The organism is Citrobacter sp. wls716, assembly GCF_005280975.1.
Taxonomy (GTDB): Bacteria; Pseudomonadota; Gammaproteobacteria; order Enterobacterales; family Enterobacteriaceae; genus Citrobacter; species Citrobacter youngae.
On record NZ_SZWX01000018.1, the window covers coordinates 48,528 to 64,300 of the forward strand.

Annotated in this window: 17 protein-coding genes; 10 read left to right on the forward strand and 7 right to left on the reverse strand. The window is 50.7% G+C overall.

Annotation, left to right across the window (positions count from 1 at the left end):
• Positions 1 to 283: 283 nt before the first annotated feature.
• Positions 284 to 1,516: an MFS transporter gene (locus FDX24_RS02355; protein WP_048212167.1), complete on the forward strand. Its 1,233-nt coding sequence runs from the start codon at positions 284 to 286 to the stop codon at positions 1,514 to 1,516.
• A gap of 26 nt (positions 1,517 to 1,542) precedes the next feature.
• Here the strand turns inward: FDX24_RS02355 and FDX24_RS02360 are convergent, their stop codons facing one another.
• The 3 genes from FDX24_RS02360 to FDX24_RS02370 all read right to left on the reverse strand — a co-directional run bounded on the left by FDX24_RS02360 (position 1,543) and on the right by FDX24_RS02370 (position 3,955).
• Complete coding sequence (locus FDX24_RS02360) at positions 1,543 to 1,824, reverse strand: hypothetical protein (protein WP_048212166.1); 282 nt, start codon at positions 1,822 to 1,824, stop codon at positions 1,543 to 1,545.
• A gap of 107 nt (positions 1,825 to 1,931) precedes the next feature.
• A complete protein-coding gene (locus FDX24_RS02365; protein WP_048212165.1) occupies positions 1,932 to 2,747 on the reverse strand; it encodes a Cof-type HAD-IIB family hydrolase in 816 nt (271 codons plus the stop codon).
• The gene (locus FDX24_RS02370) at positions 2,747 to 3,955 is read right to left on the reverse strand and encodes an MFS transporter (protein ID WP_048212164.1); all 1,209 of its coding nucleotides are present in this window, start codon (positions 3,953 to 3,955) and stop codon (positions 2,747 to 2,749) included. The genes FDX24_RS02365 and FDX24_RS02370 overlap by 1 nt, the downstream gene beginning before the upstream one ends.
• A gap of 85 nt (positions 3,956 to 4,040) precedes the next feature.
• On the opposite strand from FDX24_RS02370, the gene FDX24_RS02375 reads away from it, so the two are divergent.
• Positions 4,041 to 4,589, forward strand: coding sequence for a TetR/AcrR family transcriptional regulator (locus FDX24_RS02375; protein WP_137363767.1), 549 nt, complete (start codon positions 4,041 to 4,043; stop codon positions 4,587 to 4,589).
• A 5-nt stretch (positions 4,590 to 4,594) separates the two neighbouring features.
• On the opposite strand, the gene FDX24_RS02380 is transcribed toward FDX24_RS02375, so the two are convergent.
• Positions 4,595 to 5,509, reverse strand: coding sequence for a LysR family transcriptional regulator (locus tag FDX24_RS02380; protein WP_137363768.1), 915 nt, complete (start codon positions 5,507 to 5,509; stop codon positions 4,595 to 4,597).
• Between the two features lie 102 nt (positions 5,510 to 5,611).
• On the opposite strand from FDX24_RS02380, the gene FDX24_RS02385 reads away from it, so the two are divergent.
• Entirely contained in the window at positions 5,612 to 6,526 is a 915-nt protein-coding gene (locus FDX24_RS02385; RefSeq protein ID WP_137363769.1) for a DMT family transporter, read from the forward strand.
• A gap of 13 nt (positions 6,527 to 6,539) precedes the next feature.
• On the opposite strand, the gene FDX24_RS02390 is transcribed toward FDX24_RS02385, so the two are convergent.
• The gene (locus FDX24_RS02390; RefSeq protein WP_137363770.1) at positions 6,540 to 7,337 is read right to left on the reverse strand and encodes an SDR family NAD(P)-dependent oxidoreductase; all 798 of its coding nucleotides are present in this window, start codon (positions 7,335 to 7,337) and stop codon (positions 6,540 to 6,542) included.
• A gap of 266 nt (positions 7,338 to 7,603) precedes the next feature.
• Positions 7,604 to 9,289 (reverse strand): aspartate:alanine antiporter, encoded by a 1,686-nt coding sequence (locus FDX24_RS02395; protein ID WP_040233921.1) that lies wholly within the window; start codon positions 9,287 to 9,289, stop codon positions 7,604 to 7,606.
• A gap of 269 nt (positions 9,290 to 9,558) precedes the next feature.
• Between FDX24_RS02395 and FDX24_RS02400 the strand changes: the two genes are divergently transcribed.
• Positions 9,559 to 9,939, forward strand: a complete 381-nt coding sequence (locus tag FDX24_RS02400; protein WP_040233923.1) for an inner membrane protein YbjM — start codon at positions 9,559 to 9,561, stop codon at positions 9,937 to 9,939.
• A gap of 34 nt (positions 9,940 to 9,973) precedes the next feature.
• Here the strand turns inward: FDX24_RS02400 and FDX24_RS02405 are convergent, their stop codons facing one another.
• Positions 9,974 to 10,237: a GrxA family glutaredoxin gene (locus FDX24_RS02405; RefSeq protein WP_005123606.1), complete on the reverse strand. Its 264-nt coding sequence runs from the start codon at positions 10,235 to 10,237 to the stop codon at positions 9,974 to 9,976.
• Between the two features lie 192 nt (positions 10,238 to 10,429).
• On the opposite strand from FDX24_RS02405, the gene FDX24_RS02410 reads away from it, so the two are divergent.
• From FDX24_RS02410 to potG, 6 genes are all read left to right on the forward strand, one after another.
• Complete coding sequence (locus FDX24_RS02410) at positions 10,430 to 10,720, forward strand: YbjC family protein (protein WP_048212159.1); 291 nt, start codon at positions 10,430 to 10,432, stop codon at positions 10,718 to 10,720.
• A complete protein-coding gene (gene nfsA / locus FDX24_RS02415; protein WP_101741833.1) occupies positions 10,704 to 11,426 on the forward strand; it encodes a nitroreductase NfsA in 723 nt (240 codons plus the stop codon). Before FDX24_RS02410 ends, nfsA begins: the two co-directional genes overlap by 17 nt.
• Before the next feature lie 59 nt (positions 11,427 to 11,485).
• Entirely contained in the window at positions 11,486 to 12,388 is a 903-nt protein-coding gene (gene rimK / locus FDX24_RS02420) for a 30S ribosomal protein S6--L-glutamate ligase (protein WP_137363771.1), read from the forward strand.
• Positions 12,389 to 12,478: 90 nt separating this feature from the next.
• Positions 12,479 to 12,955, forward strand: a complete 477-nt coding sequence (locus FDX24_RS02425; protein ID WP_137363772.1) for a YbjN domain-containing protein — start codon at positions 12,479 to 12,481, stop codon at positions 12,953 to 12,955.
• Positions 12,956 to 13,385: 430 nt separating this feature from the next.
• The gene (gene potF, locus FDX24_RS02430; protein WP_137363773.1) at positions 13,386 to 14,498 is read left to right on the forward strand and encodes a spermidine/putrescine ABC transporter substrate-binding protein PotF; all 1,113 of its coding nucleotides are present in this window, start codon (positions 13,386 to 13,388) and stop codon (positions 14,496 to 14,498) included.
• Positions 14,499 to 14,636: 138 nt separating this feature from the next.
• Entirely contained in the window at positions 14,637 to 15,770 is a 1,134-nt protein-coding gene (gene potG / locus FDX24_RS02435; RefSeq protein ID WP_005123599.1) for a putrescine ABC transporter ATP-binding subunit PotG, read from the forward strand.
• The last annotated feature ends 3 nt before the right edge of the window (positions 15,771 to 15,773 follow it).

A 15,773-nucleotide genomic window follows, 5' to 3' on the forward strand; every position in this document is an offset into this window, starting at 1 on the left:
AATGTAATCGTTAAAAAGGCCCATATTGGGGATCATAAAATTGCTTTCAGGCGATAAAAAGCGGTCTTGTCCTATTTGTCTGTTAACTGACTCTTTTTAAGACAATTAATGAGGCTTATTGAGCATGATAGCGGTCTCAACTTAAATTAACCTTAAAACAAAAAGCTATCGTGTAATTGAGTGTAAAAATGTGCGCATTTTGCTTTCAAATCACATAATTCACTATCACCAGTAAGGCGCATTTATTACACTTTGCGCGTTTTTTCATTTGTTAAGAGATTGCATGCAGAACCGTTTATCTTCAGGCGCCCGCTTGGGGCGTCAGGCATTACTTTTCCCTCTCTGTCTGGTGCTTTACGAATTCTCTACATATATCGGTAACGATATGATCCAACCCGGAATGTTGGCGGTGGTGGAGCAATATCAGGCCGGTTTAGATTGGGTTCCAACGTCCATGACCGCTTATCTGGCAGGCGGCATGTTTTTACAGTGGTTGTTAGGGCCGCTGTCGGACCGTGTTGGTCGTCGTCCGGTGATGTTAACCGGGGTGGTTTGGTTCATTGTGACCTGCCTCGCAACGCTGTTTGCACAAAATATTGAGCAATTTACTTTCCTGCGTTTTTTACAGGGGATTAGCCTGTGCTTTATTGGCGCGGTAGGTTACGCCGCAATTCAGGAGTCCTTTGAAGAAGCGGTGTGCATTAAAATCACTGCGCTAATGGCAAACGTAGCATTGATTGCACCGCTTTTGGGGCCGTTGGTTGGGGCCGCCTGGGTACATGTCCTTCCGTGGGAAGGCATGTTTGTCCTGTTTGCCGCGCTGGCTGCAATTGCCTTTTTTGGCCTGCAGCGCGCGATGCCGGAAACGGCTACCCGTCTGGGCGAGAAGCTTTCTATCAAAGAGTTGGGCAAAGATTATAAGCTGGTGCTAAAGAATGTGCGTTTTGTCGCAGGCGCACTGGCATTGGGCTTTGTCAGTCTGCCATTGCTGGCGTGGATTGCGCAGTCCCCGATCATTATTATCAGTGGCGAACATCTCAGCAGCTACGAATATGGCCTGCTGCAGGTGCCGATTTTTGGTGCACTGATTGCAGGTAACCTGGTGCTGGCGCGTCTGACATCCCGCCGCACGGTGCGCTCGCTGATCATCATGGGGGGCTGGCCAATCTCCGTGGGATTGATCATTGCCGCCGCGGCCACGGTTGTTTCTTCTCATGCGTATCTGTGGATGACGGCAGGTTTAAGTCTTTATGCATTTGGCATTGGCGTGGCGAATGCCGGGTTGGTGCGCCTGACGCTGTTTGCCAGTGAAATGAGCAAAGGGACAGTTTCAGCAGCAATGGGTATGCTGCAAATGCTGATATTTACCGTTGGTATTGAGCTGAGTAAACATGCTTATCTGCTGGGAGGCAACGGCTTGTTCAGTCTGTTTAATCTGGCCAGCGGTGTGCTGTGGCTGATTCTGATGGTTATCTTTCTGAAAGATAAGCGGGTAGGGAATTCCCGGGAAGGTTAAAGCCCGGTTTCCGGGCTTTGCAATCATTAGTGATGGTCATCAATCTGATGCTCAATGACCATCCCTTCACCTACGCTGGCAACATGACGCGCATACGGATGTGCGCGGTAAACAGGGGCTGGAGTGGCTGCCGGAGCAACATAAACCGTTTGCGGGGCAGTAGCGACACTGACCGCCTGCGGAACATTGACGGAAGAAGGAACAACCACTACTTTGTATCCGCTTGGCACATCAACGGTAACATTCTGTGCAAATGCTGTTCCTGCAAATCCCAGCAACACTGTTGCCATCAGTACACTTTTCTTCATAATCTGCTCACCTGAAATATTCACTGGAAGTAATAATCCAGTGGGTTAATTTGAGGCGGATTATGAATAGATCATGCCATCATTTTGTTGCCGTCTGTGCTGAGGCGTTAATGTGTAAACGGTGCTTCATTGTTTAACACGCGGTCGATAATATCCAGCACGCCCTCTTCGTTATTCGAACCCGCGCGATATTTCGCCGCCTGGATAACCGGCTCATGGGCGTTGGCCATTGCAAAACTAAATCCTGCCTGGCGCAGCATCTCGATATCATTTCCGCCATCGCCAAACACGACAACCTCATCGTTGGTAATATTCCAGCGTTGTTGCAGCAGGCGTAGGCCGTTGGCTTTATGAACACCCGGAATAATTAAATCGATACTGCCGTATCCGGTATGCACCGGTACCATAATGTCGCCAATCGCCTCATGAAGATCGGCCTGCACCTGGGGAATGCGATCGTCGGAGATATTCAGGCCAAATTTGAAGAATACATCGTTGATATTGTCGAAGTTATCGACAAATTCAAGACGGTGATAATACATGGCAGAGATGGATTTATGCTCATCGCTGTACTGCTTCAGGGTGTAGGCGCTGTTTTTACCACAGGCGATAATATCAACGTCTGCACGGGTCAGCAGATATTCTACGATGGTCTGGAAATCGTCTTTTGCCAGTTCACCGTTAAAAATATCTTCCCCTTCGCTGACCACCCAGCCACCGTTTTCCGCCACAAATGAGATTTCATTGGCCAGTTCGGGAAAAAAAGAGATCAACTGGTAATACTGATTGCCGCTGGCGACTACAAAGCGGATCCCTTGTGCTTTCATTTGACGGTACTGCGCCATAAACCGCTCGCGGTTATAGGTCTTTTGGTCACTTAAAAACGTACCGTCCATGTCTACTGCAATTAACTTGATACCCATTAGCCGTTCTCCATCACAGTGGTATTTTTGACATCCGGTTTAGCCACAGCCTTCGCTACGATGGCTGCGACAAGCACCAGCGCCAGCACAACCAACATGGCGCTGCGCAGGCCATAGTGTTCACCCAAATAGCCCAGCAGCGGCGGACCGACCAGGAATGCCAGATAGCCAGTAGTCGCAACAACGCTCACGCGGGTTGGCGCATCAGGGCCGGTATCGCTGGCGGCTGAAATGGTCAGCGGGAAGCCGAGAGAAGCCCCTAGCCCCCAAAGGATCACCGAGACACCTGCCACCCATGAGCTGTCGACAAAAATGATCAGGCTGATACCGAGCGCGCCCATCAGTGCACTGGCGCGTACTACTGCCACACGGCTGTAGCGGTCGATGAACCAGCCACCGGTGAAGCGCCCGACGGTCATACCGAGCGTAAAGCCGGCATAAATCAGCGATCCGGATGTCGGGCTAAATCCATGTCCATCAACCATCAGTAATGGAAGCCAGTCGTTGGCGGAACCTTCGGCAAATGCCATTGCGAGCACCACGACGCCAATCAGCAGCAACTGCATATCGCGATAGAATGGCAACCCTTTTTCAACGGCGTGCGAACCGTCAGTAGCATTCTTACCTGTGCCGTCGGGGATAGCCTTAATAGCGATAAAAATAGGGGTAATAGCCACCATCGCCGCCAGCAGAATATGTGCTGTCGCGGGGACGCTGACGGCGGTAAGTACCATGCCAACACCTGCGCCAGCCAGCGTTCCAAGGCTGTAGAAACCATGCATCATCGGCAGAACAGTTTTGTTCATTTCACGCTCAACCGCTGCACCTTCGACGTTGATAGCCACTTCTGCCGCGCCAAAACTGGCGCCAAACACGCACAGACCAAACGCAAACAGCCAGGCGGAATGCAACCATAATGCGAGGCTGAGAATTGTCATTCCCAGAACCGCGCATGACATGGTGGCGCGGATGACGTTGCGTGTGCCAAATCGTTTCACCAGCCAGGCCGAACAAAGAATGCCACTCATCGAACCAATTGAGAGTCCAAACAGCACCGCACCCATTTCGGCGGTAGAGATGGAGAGAATATCTCTGATGGCAGGGGTACGCGTTGCCCAGGAGGCCATTAATAATCCTGGTAAAAAGAAGAACGTGAACAGCGCCCAGGTGCGACGTCTTAAGGCTTTGCGTGATGAGATGCCAGTCATGAATTCGAGCCAAAGAAAAGAGGGAAGAAGACAACATTAGCAAGGTTGTGTACATTTGTACACAAATGCAAGAAGAGGTAAGGCAGTGCGACGCGCGAACGACCCACAACGACGGGATAAAATAGTCCAGTCCACGCTGGATGCGGTTATAATCCATGGTATTCATGGGGTTACACACCGGAAAATCGCCATGATTGCCGAGGTGCCGCTGGGCTCAATGACCTATTACTTTTCGGGAATAGATGAGCTTTTAATGGAGGCATTCGAGCGTTTTGCTGACACCATGTCTGTGCAATATCAGGCATTTTTTGCCGGTGTTGAAAATGCGCCACAGGCCTGCCATGCGATTACCGATATGATCTATAGCTCTCAGGTCACAACGCCTGACAACATGGAGCTTATGTATCAGTTATATGCCTTCGCCAGCCGTAAACCGGCGCTAAAAACAGTGATGCAAAACTGGATGCTACGCAGCCAACAAACGCTGGAGCAGTGGTTCGAGCCGGTAACCGCACGAGCGCTGGATGCATTTATTGAAGGGATGACGCTGCATTTTGTCACAGACAAAAAACCGCTCTCGCGGGAAGATATTCTGGTGATGGTGGAGCGCATTGCCGGATTACATCAGAGATGAAATCATCAAAATGGTTTGTCGAGGCGGGTAACGGCCTGACGTAAAAAATCAATGACTTTCATCGCCTCTGGCGTCAACGGCCGGGCGGTTTTTTTTACCGTCCCGACATCCATATAAGTAATAAAATCATCAATCGTTCTGTGCATGACGCGCAGACCATCCAGTGACCACGGGCGATACACCAGGTCGGATAAAATGGTTATTCCTCTGCCTTTTGCAACCAGGCTTCTTATTGCTTCAAAAGAGTTGCTGCGAAAACTGATATTGGGCGTATAGCCACGCTGCTGCCAGTAATTGATGATTACGTCAGGGTACTTATCGGTTTCCAGCAGTAAAAATGGTAGCTTTTCGACGTCTATTAAACGGATCGATGCCCGGCTCTGTAGCGGATGCCCAATAGACGTCCACAGGCGGCGCTGTGAACGAATGAATGTTTCGATCTCAAGGTCGTTATCATGGCTGATATTTGAGGTCAGAAGCAGGCAAAAATCGACCTTTTGTTCCCGTAGCGCCTGTACCAGTTCCGGTGCAGTAGCTTCATAAAATACGATCTCCAGCAAAGGGAAACGTCGTTCAAGATCGTTGAGTATATCCGGGATGAGATAGGCTGAGAGCGTTTCGGCAATGCCTATGCGCACCGTGCCGGTGAGAATTTCACTCCTGTCATGCAGGGCGTCAACAGCCGAGTGGCTACTGTTGATGATGTTGCAGGCATGTGCCAGAAAGCGCTCGCCCTCGGCGGTGAGCTTCACGCCTTTGGGGTAACGTACAAATAGCTGCACGTCTAATGATTCTTCCAGATTCCGCATGGCAATGGTCATTGATGACTGAGAAATATGGCAGCGCGCAGCAGCTTTGGAAATTTGTAATGTTTCTGCAAGTGCGATGTAAAACTCAAGTTGCCTTAGCGTGAATTTCATAGTTTTAATCTATGCACATGGATGAAAACGTTATATTAGCATTCATTCTCACGCCGCCGTAGCCTTGTGGTCATACCGTACAACTGACAATAAGGCGCAAATATGCCCTATCTTTTACTCAGTCTGGCTGCCTGTTTTTGGGGCGGGAACTATGTGGTCGGCCATATCTTGGTTGCCGAAGTTAATCCCATCGTTTTATCAGCAGCACGCTGGGTATTTACCGCATTGCTATTGATGGCGCTTTATTTCCGACAGATCGCCATGCAGTGGCCAGCGATGAGAAAATCCTTTGGTACTATCGTCTTCCTCGCGCTTTGTGGTCAGGTTCTTTTCCCCTTAACGTTATATATCGGCCTGCAATATACAACCTCGCTCAATGCCGCGATTTATATGTCCACCACACCGGCACTCGTTCTGTTAATCAATAAGTTCTTTTTTAAAGAGCGGATCTCTGCGCGAAATATAGCAGGTGTGCTCCTGAGTACCGTTGGTGTTATCTGGCTGGTGTCGCAAGGCGGGTTGATGCACGCACAGGTATTGGAACATCTCAATCGGGGCGATGTCTGGACCATGGGGTCAGCGCTGAGTTGGGCTGTTTATTGTGCCTTTCTACGCGTTAAACCGTGTGAGGTGAAGGGAAACGCATTTGTTGCCGTGAGCGCGTTGTTAGGTGCGATTGTACTTATTCCGGTACTGGCTCTGGCGTTGATACGCAATGGTATGCCGGGCTGGAATAGCTATGCAAATACAGGCGTTATTACTGGGCTGGCATACCTTGTTATTTTTCCTTCCTGGCTGTCATATCTGTTATGGAACAAAGGGATTAGCGCCATTGGCGCAACGCGCGGAGAGATCTATTCACACTTGATTCCACTGAGTGGCGGATTATTTAGCGTGATGTTTATGCACGTCACTCTGCATTCATATCATCTGGTGAGCGCGTTGGTTATTATGTGCGGCATAGTATTGTGTTCCCGCACGAGTGCAAAAAAAGGCTCGCAGCAGCGCACGGCGTGAAAGAGCGGGTAAATTAGCTTACGGTTGCGCCCCCGGTAATATTTACCACCGTAGCGGTCATTGCTCCGGCATGGTCTGAAGCCAGAAAGGCTGTAACCTCAGCGATTTGTGCAAGCGTAGGCAGGCGTCCGAGCATGGTGCCTTGCGCCGCGCCCGCTAACCATTGATCGACGGTTAAACCCATTGATTGCGCTTTAGCGGTGAAAATCTCCCCGGTATAGGAACCGGTCGCTACCGCGTCCACAATCGCATGTGAGCGCACGCCGACGACTCGAACATTTGCCGGCCCCAGTTCGCTGGCTAGCGCTTTAATAAAAGCCTCTGTTCCCGCACAGCCGACGATGTGCCCCAAATGCCCAGGCATTGCCATCGGGGCCGCGGGCGCGACAACGGTGAGAATGACGCCCGCTCGATTGCCGCCCATGTGCGGCGTTACGGATTTTGCGATATTGAACTGTGCCGAGAGGAAAGGAGTGATACCGCTCATAAACTCAGAGAGGGCTAATGCCTCGATGCGCTTGCCCTGTTCATGCATAAAGCCGGTCGCGTTAACCACCACATCAATTCCACCGATTCGCTGTACCAGGCGGGTAACTTGTGTTGAGGTGTCGTGCTCGTCGAGCACATCGGTGATAAACGTATCGACAGTGCCACCCGCCATTCGCAGGCGACTGGCTGCCCAATCAAGCTTTTCCTGACGGCGTGCGCCCAGGTACACATGGGCACCTTCGCGCGCCATGGTCTGCGCAACCGCACTACCAATAGCCCCGCTGCCGCCGAAGATCACCGCGACTTTGCCTGCGAGTAACATAGCAACCCCCATCACCATTTAGCACCGAGTAAAAGTATGTGCCATAACCGGCATGCTGCAAATTTGGGGAGGAATTTCGGGGGAGGAGGGAGGGAGTTAAAATCCAGGCAACAAAAAACCCATCAACCTTGAACCAAAACGGCGGGGTTGATGGGCTCCACAAATTGGGGACATCAAAGAAAAGCAGTGGCAATAGTTATGACTGACGCCTTTAAGAAAAGTTCTGCTTACCTGCAAAAAATTTTCATTAAAAGCAAAAAACAGCTCTAACCGATGCCAGGCCAGATGATGACGATGAGTGTCCCCGCCAGCGTCAACAGAACGTTAGCAATCGCATATGTGCCCGCATAGCCTAAAGCAGGAATGTTGCTGCGCGCGGTATCGCTGATGATTTCCATTGCTGGCGCACAGGTACGCGCCCCCATCATCGCCCCAAACAGCAGGGCCCGGTTCATGCGCAATACATAAGCTCCAAACAAGAAACAGATGATCACTGGAACCAGGCTGACAATCAGACCCGAAATCAGCATCTGGCCACCCACTGCGCCGAGGCCATTACCAATGCCGCTACCTGCGCTTAAACCGACACCAGCCATAAAGACCATCAGGCCAAACTCTTTGACCATGTTCAGCGCACCTTGAGGAATGTAGCCAAACGTTGGATGGTTAGCACGCAGGAAGCCCAGCATGATCCCGGCGAACAACAGTCCAGCCGCATTTCCAATGCCAAAGCTGAAATTACTGAACTGGAAAGTGATCATCCCGATCATCAGGCCGATGATAAAGAATGCGCAGAAAGCAAGCAGATCGGTGACCTGGCTGTGAATGGAAATAAAGCCGATACGATCGGCAATGGTTTTCACACGGCGCGCATCGCCACTGACCTGTAATACATCGCCTTTATTAAGTACGACGTTGTCGTCAATGGGCATTTCGATCTGGCTGCGGATCACGCGGTTCAGGAAGCAGCCATGGTCAGTCAGCTTCAACTGGGCCAGACGACGACCTACGGCATTGTGGTTTTTCACCACAATCTCTTCGGTGACGATACGCATATCGAGCAGATCGCGATCGAACACCTCTTTACCGTTACGGAAGCTGGGGTCGAGGCGAGCATGTGCATCCGGATAGCCCACTAAGGCAATTTCATCGCCCATTTGCAGCACTGCATCACCGTCCGGGTTGGCCAGAATACCGTTGCGGCGGATACGTTCAATATAACAACCGGTCTGGCGGTAGATGCCCAGCTCGCGCAGATTTTTCCCGTCAGCCCATGCAACCAGCTCTGGACCGACACGGTAGGCGCGGATCACCGGTAGATAAACCTTACGGTTGGCGTCAGTGTCCAGCCCGCGCTCACGCGCAATTTGTTGGGCGCTGGTTTGCAGATCCTGATGCTGCAGTTTTGGCAGATAGCGCGCACCCACAATCAGACTGACCAACCCAATTAAATAGGTGAGGGCGTAACCCAGACTCAGGTTATCAAGGGCGGTGGATAGCTGTGTACCTTCCATCCCTGAATGGCGCAACGTATCGCCCGCGCCGACCAGAACGGGCGTAGACGTCATTGAACCAGCCAACATGCCTGCCGTCAGGCCAATATCCCAGCCAAATAGCTTACCCAGTCCCAGGGCGATCAGCAGCGCGCTACCGACCATCACCAGTGCAAGCATCAGGTAATTTTTCCCATCCCGAAAAAAAATCGAAAAAAAGTTGGGACCGGCTTCCACCCCGACACAAAAAATAAACAGCATAAAGCCAAGATTTAATGCGTCAGTGTTAATACTAAAGTGCTGCTGACCTAATAATAGGGAGACCACTAAAACGCCAATGGAATTACCGAGTTGGACTGAACCCAGGCGTAATTTACCCAGACACAGGCCCAGAGCCAGGACCACAAATAATAACAGGATGTAATTCCCATTTAACAAATCTGCGACGTTTATATTCACGGAGGCTAACTTCTTGTTTACTAGTAAGCTATTGAAAGAAATGGCAATTTACGCTAATGTTTTTGCCAGAAATTAAGGGGCGACAGCATCGTACACAGCCCCAAATAATGCAGCATGACAATATATGCGGCTAGTTTAATCTCATTACGTATCAACGGCTATAAGAATCGTGTGGGTGTGTTTTTGGCATGGAATGCCGAGTAACTTTATCTGACTGGACGCCTGCGGGCGAAAAGAGTGTTCGATAGAGAAGATGTCAGGAGGAACGATTGAAACATAAGCAAAGTTGGGCGGGTGCGATCTGCTGCTTTGTGCTCTTTATTGTAGTGTGTCTTTCATTAACGCTGAATATGAAAGGCGCATTTAGAGCGGCTGGGCATCCTGAGGTCGGGTTATTGTTTTTTATACTGCCTGGCGCTGTGGCAAGCTTTTTCTCCCACCGTCGCGAGGTTCTCAAACCCCTTCTTGGTGCAATACTGGCAGCGCCGTGCTGCTTGTTACTGATGCGGTTCGTTTTTATGCCGACGCGTTCGCTGTGGCAAGAGCTGGCATGGCTGTTCAGTGCAGTGTTTTGGTGTGCGCTTGGGGCATTGTGTTTTTTATTTATCAGTAGCTTATTCAACCAGCGTCAGCGGCGGAAAAAAAACTGATTACGCCCTCCAGCGGAGGGCGTAGAAACAGCTATCAGGCGAACAGATTCATATTCTCTTTTGCCCACGCTTCAAAATCCGTGCAGCCGCCGATGTGTTGTTGATCAACGAAAATCTGCGGAACGGTCTCAACTGGCTTTCCTACCGTTTTTTCCAGATCTGCTTTAGTAATACCTTCGGCATGGATATCAATGTAGCGGAAGTTAAAATCGTCATGCTCATTGCTTAATTTTTCTGCTAATTCTTTTGCGCGCACGCAATACGGGCACCCTGGGCGACCAAAAATAACGGCAAACATCTCTATCTCCTCGAACTTATCAGGCCGGATGGCGAATGTTGTTATGATGCCGCGATTTGTGACGGATGGAAAGCAGGTTCAGCCTGTTGCTTTGATATCCTTAGTCTATGCCTTCGTTTTTCAATCCGCATTTTTGTTAAACATGGGCTGTCGGAACGTTTTACACTAAGCGCCATTTATCGGGAGGCACCTATGCGCACAGTGGGCGTGTTACCCAAAAGCGTATTGATTCTGGAAATCATCGGGATGGTTTTGTTATCGCTGGCGCTGCTGTCGCTTAACGATTATCTCACCTTACCCGCACCGCTGAACGGGCCATTGGCCTGTGTGGTAATGATATTTCTGGGTGTACTGTTAATGCTTCCCGCCGCGGTGGTGTTGATGTTGCGCATTGCGCAACTGTTGGCACCGCAGCTGATGTCGCGTGCTCCCGACGCTTCTTCCCATTCAGCCAGAGAAAAAAAAGATGACGCCAACCATTGATTTACTTCGCAGCCACCGTTCCATTCGCCATTTCACCGATGAAAGTATTTCGGACGCACAGCGTGAGGCGATCATTGCTGCCGCTCAAGGGACATCAAGTTCAAGTTTTTTGCAGTGCACGACGATAATTCGTATTACCGATCAAAGTCTGCGGGAGTCCCTGGTGACCTTATCCGGCGGACAAAAACATGTCGCACAGGCCGCCGAGTTCTGGGTTTTTTGCGCCGATTTTAATCGCCATTTGCAGATTTGCCCCGATGCGCAACTGGGGCTGGCTGAGCAACTGTTGCTTGGCGTGGTTGATACGGCGATGATGGCGCAAAATGCGCTGACAGCGGCTGAATCGCTGGGACTTGGCGGTGTGTTCATTGGCGGTCTGCGCAACAATATTGAGCCGGTAACGGAATTACTGACGCTGCCGAAGCATGTTTTGCCACTGTTTGGTCTGTGTCTCGGCTGGCCTGCGGATAACCCGGACATCAAGCCCCGGCTGCCTGCGTCGCTTGTTGTGCACGAAAACCAGTATCAGCCGCTCGATACAGACGTTTTGTCGCAGTATGACGAACAGCTTGCGCAATACTATCTGACCCGTGGCAGCAACACGCGTCGCGATACCTGGAGCGATCACATTCGCCGCACCATCATTAAAGAAAGCCGTCCCTTTATCCTGGAATATTTACATAAACAGGGGTGGGCGACGCGCTAAAGCGTTTAACCCGGTGTATGATACGCCAGCTTTTACCAGGTCTTTTAGAGAGGTGCAGGGTGAAAATTGCCATTTTGTCCCGGGATGGAACGCTCTATTCTTGCAAACGCCTGCGTGAAGCAGCGATGCAACGCGGTCACCTGGTAGAAATTATCGATCCCCTTTCTTGCTATATGAACATTAGCCCGGCAGCGTCTTCTATCCATTATAAAGGCCGCCAGCTTCCCCATTTTGACGCGGTCATTCCAAGAATTGGCTCAGCCATTACCTTCTACGGTACGGCGGCATTACGTCAGTTTGAGATGCTGGGTAGCTATCCGCTGAATGAGTCAGTAGCGATTACCCGCGCACGCGATAAGCTGCGCTCGTTACAACTGTTGGCGCGACAGGGAATTGACCTGCCCATTACCGGAATAGCCCACTCGCCGGATGATACCAGCGATATGATTGATATGGTCGGCGGTACGCCGCTGGTGGTGAAACTGGTGGAGGGGACTCAAGGGATCGGTGTGGTATTGGCCGAAACGCGGCAGGCCGCAGAGAGCGTAGTGGATGCATTTCGTGGTCTGAATGCCCATATTCTGGTCCAGGAATATATCGAAGAGGCGAAGGGGCGAGATATTCGCTGTTTCGTTGTGGGTGATGAGGTGGTCGCGGCTATTGAGCGGCGGGCCAAAGAGGGCGATTTTCGTTCTAATTTGCATCGCGGCGGAGTTGCCACGATTGCCAATATCACGCTGCAGGAAAGGGACATTGCGCTTAAAGCTGCCCGCACGATGGGGCTTGATGTTGCTGGCGTCGATATCCTGCGTGCAGAACGCGGACCGCTGGTTATGGAGGTCAACGCCTCTCCAGGGCTGGAAGGCGTGGAGAAAACCACAGGGATAGATATTGCTGCGCGGATGATCCAGTGGATCGAGCGCCATGCTACTCCTGAATTTTGTCTTAAAATCGGCGGCTAAACGCAATATCGATAGCGATCGTGGTATGACACGGTCTTTTTGCGTAAGCTGTGCCGGTAATTTTTTCATCAATAGAGGTCGCACATTATTATGACATCACTGGTCGTTCCCACTCTGGATACGTTGCGTCAATGGCTCGACGACCTGGGCATGAGTTTTTTTGAATGTGATACCTGTCAGGCGCTGCATCTACCGCACATGCAGAACTTCGATGGCATTTTTGATGCAAAAATTGATCTGGTGGATAACGTCATTCTATTTTCCGCGATGGCGGAAGTCAGACCTTCAGCGCTGCTGCCGCTGGCCGCCGATCTATCCGCTATCAATGCCAGCTCACTGACGGTAAAAGCCTTTCTGGATATGCAGGATGATAATCTGCCAAAACTGGTGGTTTGCCAGTCTTTATCCGTGATGCCGGGTGTGACGTTTGAACAGTTTGAATGTTTTGTGCGTCAGAGCGAAGAACAGATATCGATGGTGATCCTTGAAGCCGGGGCACATCAATTGTTGTTTAATGCCGAAGAAGACGGGCAAAACTGCAATGCAGAGGTTCATTTCCTCCATTAATCGTTCCTGATTTTGGGTATTTATAGCGCAGCCGCTGCCAGAGCGGTTGCGTATTTCACGTTTTTATTCTGCATTTAACCTTTTCTTAAAGAATTATTCACTTCGGTTCCGCCCCTTCCGCTTTACGTCATAGACAAAAACTGCATAAAAAATTGATAAAAGACGTTTTTTTATCTGGGCTATATCCTCGAATCCTGGCTAAAGTTATTCTTGCAAGGCTTGTAAACGCCACCGTTCAATTTGCCTATTATGAGCTATCTGTAGCTGTATGCATGTTGAATAAGTCAGCGGATATCAGCGAGCAATAGCGGCGGGGAGAGAGACCTCTCTTTCATTGATGCCGCATGAAATAATATGCACGTTTCTTGCATATCATTGGAGTGTGACTTTTTTGTTCGTTTGTTAACGAACTTTCAGAAGGAAAGAGATTATGACCGCCTTAAATAAAAAATGGTTATCAGGCCTGGTTGCAGGTGCTCTGATGGCCATCTCTGCCGGCACGCTCGCTGCTGAACAAAAAACACTGCATATTTATAACTGGTCTGACTATATTGCTCCGGACACGGTGGCTAATTTTGAGAAAGAGACCGGTATTAAAGTCATTTATGATGTATTTGACTCCAATGAGGTGTTGGAAGGTAAGCTCATGGCTGGCAGCACCGGTTTTGACCTCGTTGTCCCGTCAGCCAGTTTCCTCGAACGGCAACTGACCGCGGGCGTTTTCCAGCCCCTGGACAAGAGCAAACTGCCAGGCTGGAAAAACCTTGATCCTGAACTGCTGAAACTGGTGGGTAAACACGATCCAGACAATAAGTTTGCTATGCCGTATATGTGGGCAACCACCGGTATTGGCTACAACGTAGATAAAGTTAAAGCGGTGCTGGGTGCGGATGCGCCGATTAACAGCTGGGATTTGATCCTCAAACCGGAGAATCTGGAAAAACTCAAAAGCTGCGGTGTCTCTTTCCTCGATGCGCCTGAAGAAGTGTTTGCTACTGTGCTGAACTATTTGGGTAAAGATCCAAACAGTACCAAAGCGGATGATTACACCGGGCCGGCAACCGATTTGTTGTTGAAACTGCGTCCGAATATCCGTTATTTCCACTCCTCGCAATACATTAACGATCTGGCAAATGGAGATACCTGTGTAGCGATTGGCTGGGCAGGGGATGTATGGCAGGCGGCAAACCGTGCGAAAGAAGCGAAAAATGGCGTCAATATCTCCTTCTCGATTCCCAAAGAGGGGGCGATGGCGTTCTTTGATGTGTTCGCGATGCCTGCAGATGCGAAAAACAAAGACGAAGCCTACCAGTTCCTTAATTACCTGCTGCGCCCTGATGTGATTGCGCATATTTCCGACCACGTGTTCTACGCCAATGCGAACAAAGAAGCGACGGCTCTGGTTAGCCCGGAAGTTCGTGATAACCCGGGTATCTATCCGCCAGCGGACGTGCGCGCCAAACTGTTCACACTGAAAGTACAGGATCCGAAGATCGATCGTGTACGCACCCGTGCCTGGACGAAGGTGAAAAGCGGGAAATAACCCGATGTTCGGGACATGACCCGGCGGTGCTTGTGCCTGCCGGGGATGTCGCGATCCCGAACACACAAAACCCGGCAATACGCACCAATAAGGTGCGTTATTTGCACTGTTTCTTTATTTATGCCGGAGAGCACTTGAGTGAATGATGCAACCCCACGCCCACAAGCGAAAATCCGCAAGGCGCTGACCCCGCTGCTTGAAATTCGCAACCTGACGAAGTCATTTGACGGTCAGCACGCCGTCGATGACGTCAATCTCACTATCTACAAAGGCGAAATATTTGCCCTGCTGGGTGCGTCCGGTTGTGGTAAATCAACCCTGTTGCGCATGCTGGCGGGGTTTGAGCTGCCGACTACCGGGCAAATCATGCTGGACGGTGTCGATCTGGCGCATGTCCCACCTTATCTGCGCCCAATTAATATGATGTTTCAGTCCTACGCTCTGTTTCCACATATGACGGTGGAACAGAATATTGCCTTTGGACTCAAGCAGGACAAGCTGCCGAAAGCGGAAATCGCCAGCCGGGTGAATGAGATGCTCGGGCTGGTGCACATGCAGGAGTTCGCCAAACGTAAGCCACATCAGCTTTCAGGCGGTCAGCGTCAACGCGTGGCACTGGCGCGTAGCCTGGCGAAACGCCCGAAGCTGCTGCTGCTGGATGAACCGATGGGCGCTTTGGATAAAAAACTGCGCGACCGCATGCAGCTGGAGGTAGTGGATATCCTGGAACGCGTCGGTGTGACCTGCGTGATGGTGACGCACGATCAGGAAGAAGCCATGACGATGGCGGGTCGCATTGCAATCATGAACCGCGGCAAATTTGTGCAGATCGGCGAGCCGGAAGAGATCTACGAGCATCCGACCACCCGCTACAGCGCAGAGTTTATCGGTTCGGTAAACGTTTTTGAGGGGCTACTGAAAGAACGTCAGGAAGATGGTTTGATTATAGAGTCTCCAGGTCTGGTGCATCCGCTGAAAGTGGACGCCGATGCTTCTGTTGTCGATAACGTCCCGGTGTATGTCGCGCTTCGTCCGGAAAAAATCATGCTCTGTGATGCCCCTCCGCCGGATGGCTATAACTTTGCGGTGGGTGAGGTGGTGCACATTGCCTACCTGGGCGATTTGTCGGTGTACCACGTGCGTTTAAAAAGCGGCCAGATGTTGAGTGCCCAGCTGCAAAACGAACATCGCTATCGCAAGGGGCTACCGACCTGGGGTGACGAGGTACGTTTGTGTTGGGATGCGGACAGCTGTGTGGTGTTGACGGTTTAAGGA

Excerpts from the sequence above, each read along its gene's own strand:
- FDX24_RS02355 (WP_048212167.1), top strand. The coding sequence starts at position 284 with ATGCAGAACCGTTTATCTTCAGGCGCCCGCTTGGGGCGTCAGGCATTA.
- FDX24_RS02360 (WP_048212166.1), bottom strand. The coding sequence starts at position 1,824 with ATGAAGAAAAGTGTACTGATGGCAACAGTGTTGCTGGGATTTGCAGGA.
- FDX24_RS02365 (WP_048212165.1), bottom strand. The coding sequence starts at position 2,747 with ATGGGTATCAAGTTAATTGCAGTAGACATGGACGGTACGTTTTTAAGT.
- FDX24_RS02370 (WP_048212164.1), bottom strand. The coding sequence starts at position 3,955 with ATGACTGGCATCTCATCACGCAAAGCCTTAAGACGTCGCACCTGGGCG.
- FDX24_RS02380 (WP_137363768.1), bottom strand. The coding sequence starts at position 5,509 with ATGAAATTCACGCTAAGGCAACTTGAGTTTTACATCGCACTTGCAGAA.
- FDX24_RS02385 (WP_137363769.1), top strand. The coding sequence starts at position 5,612 with ATGCCCTATCTTTTACTCAGTCTGGCTGCCTGTTTTTGGGGCGGGAAC.
- FDX24_RS02390 (WP_137363770.1), bottom strand. The coding sequence starts at position 7,337 with ATGTTACTCGCAGGCAAAGTCGCGGTGATCTTCGGCGGCAGCGGGGCT.
- FDX24_RS02405 (WP_005123606.1), bottom strand. The coding sequence starts at position 10,237 with ATGTTTGCCGTTATTTTTGGTCGCCCAGGGTGCCCGTATTGCGTGCGC.
- FDX24_RS02410 (WP_048212159.1), top strand. The coding sequence starts at position 10,430 with ATGCGCACAGTGGGCGTGTTACCCAAAAGCGTATTGATTCTGGAAATC.
- nfsA (WP_101741833.1), top strand. The coding sequence starts at position 10,704 with ATGACGCCAACCATTGATTTACTTCGCAGCCACCGTTCCATTCGCCAT.
- FDX24_RS02425 (WP_137363772.1), top strand. The coding sequence starts at position 12,479 with ATGACATCACTGGTCGTTCCCACTCTGGATACGTTGCGTCAATGGCTC.
- potF (WP_137363773.1), top strand. The coding sequence starts at position 13,386 with ATGACCGCCTTAAATAAAAAATGGTTATCAGGCCTGGTTGCAGGTGCT.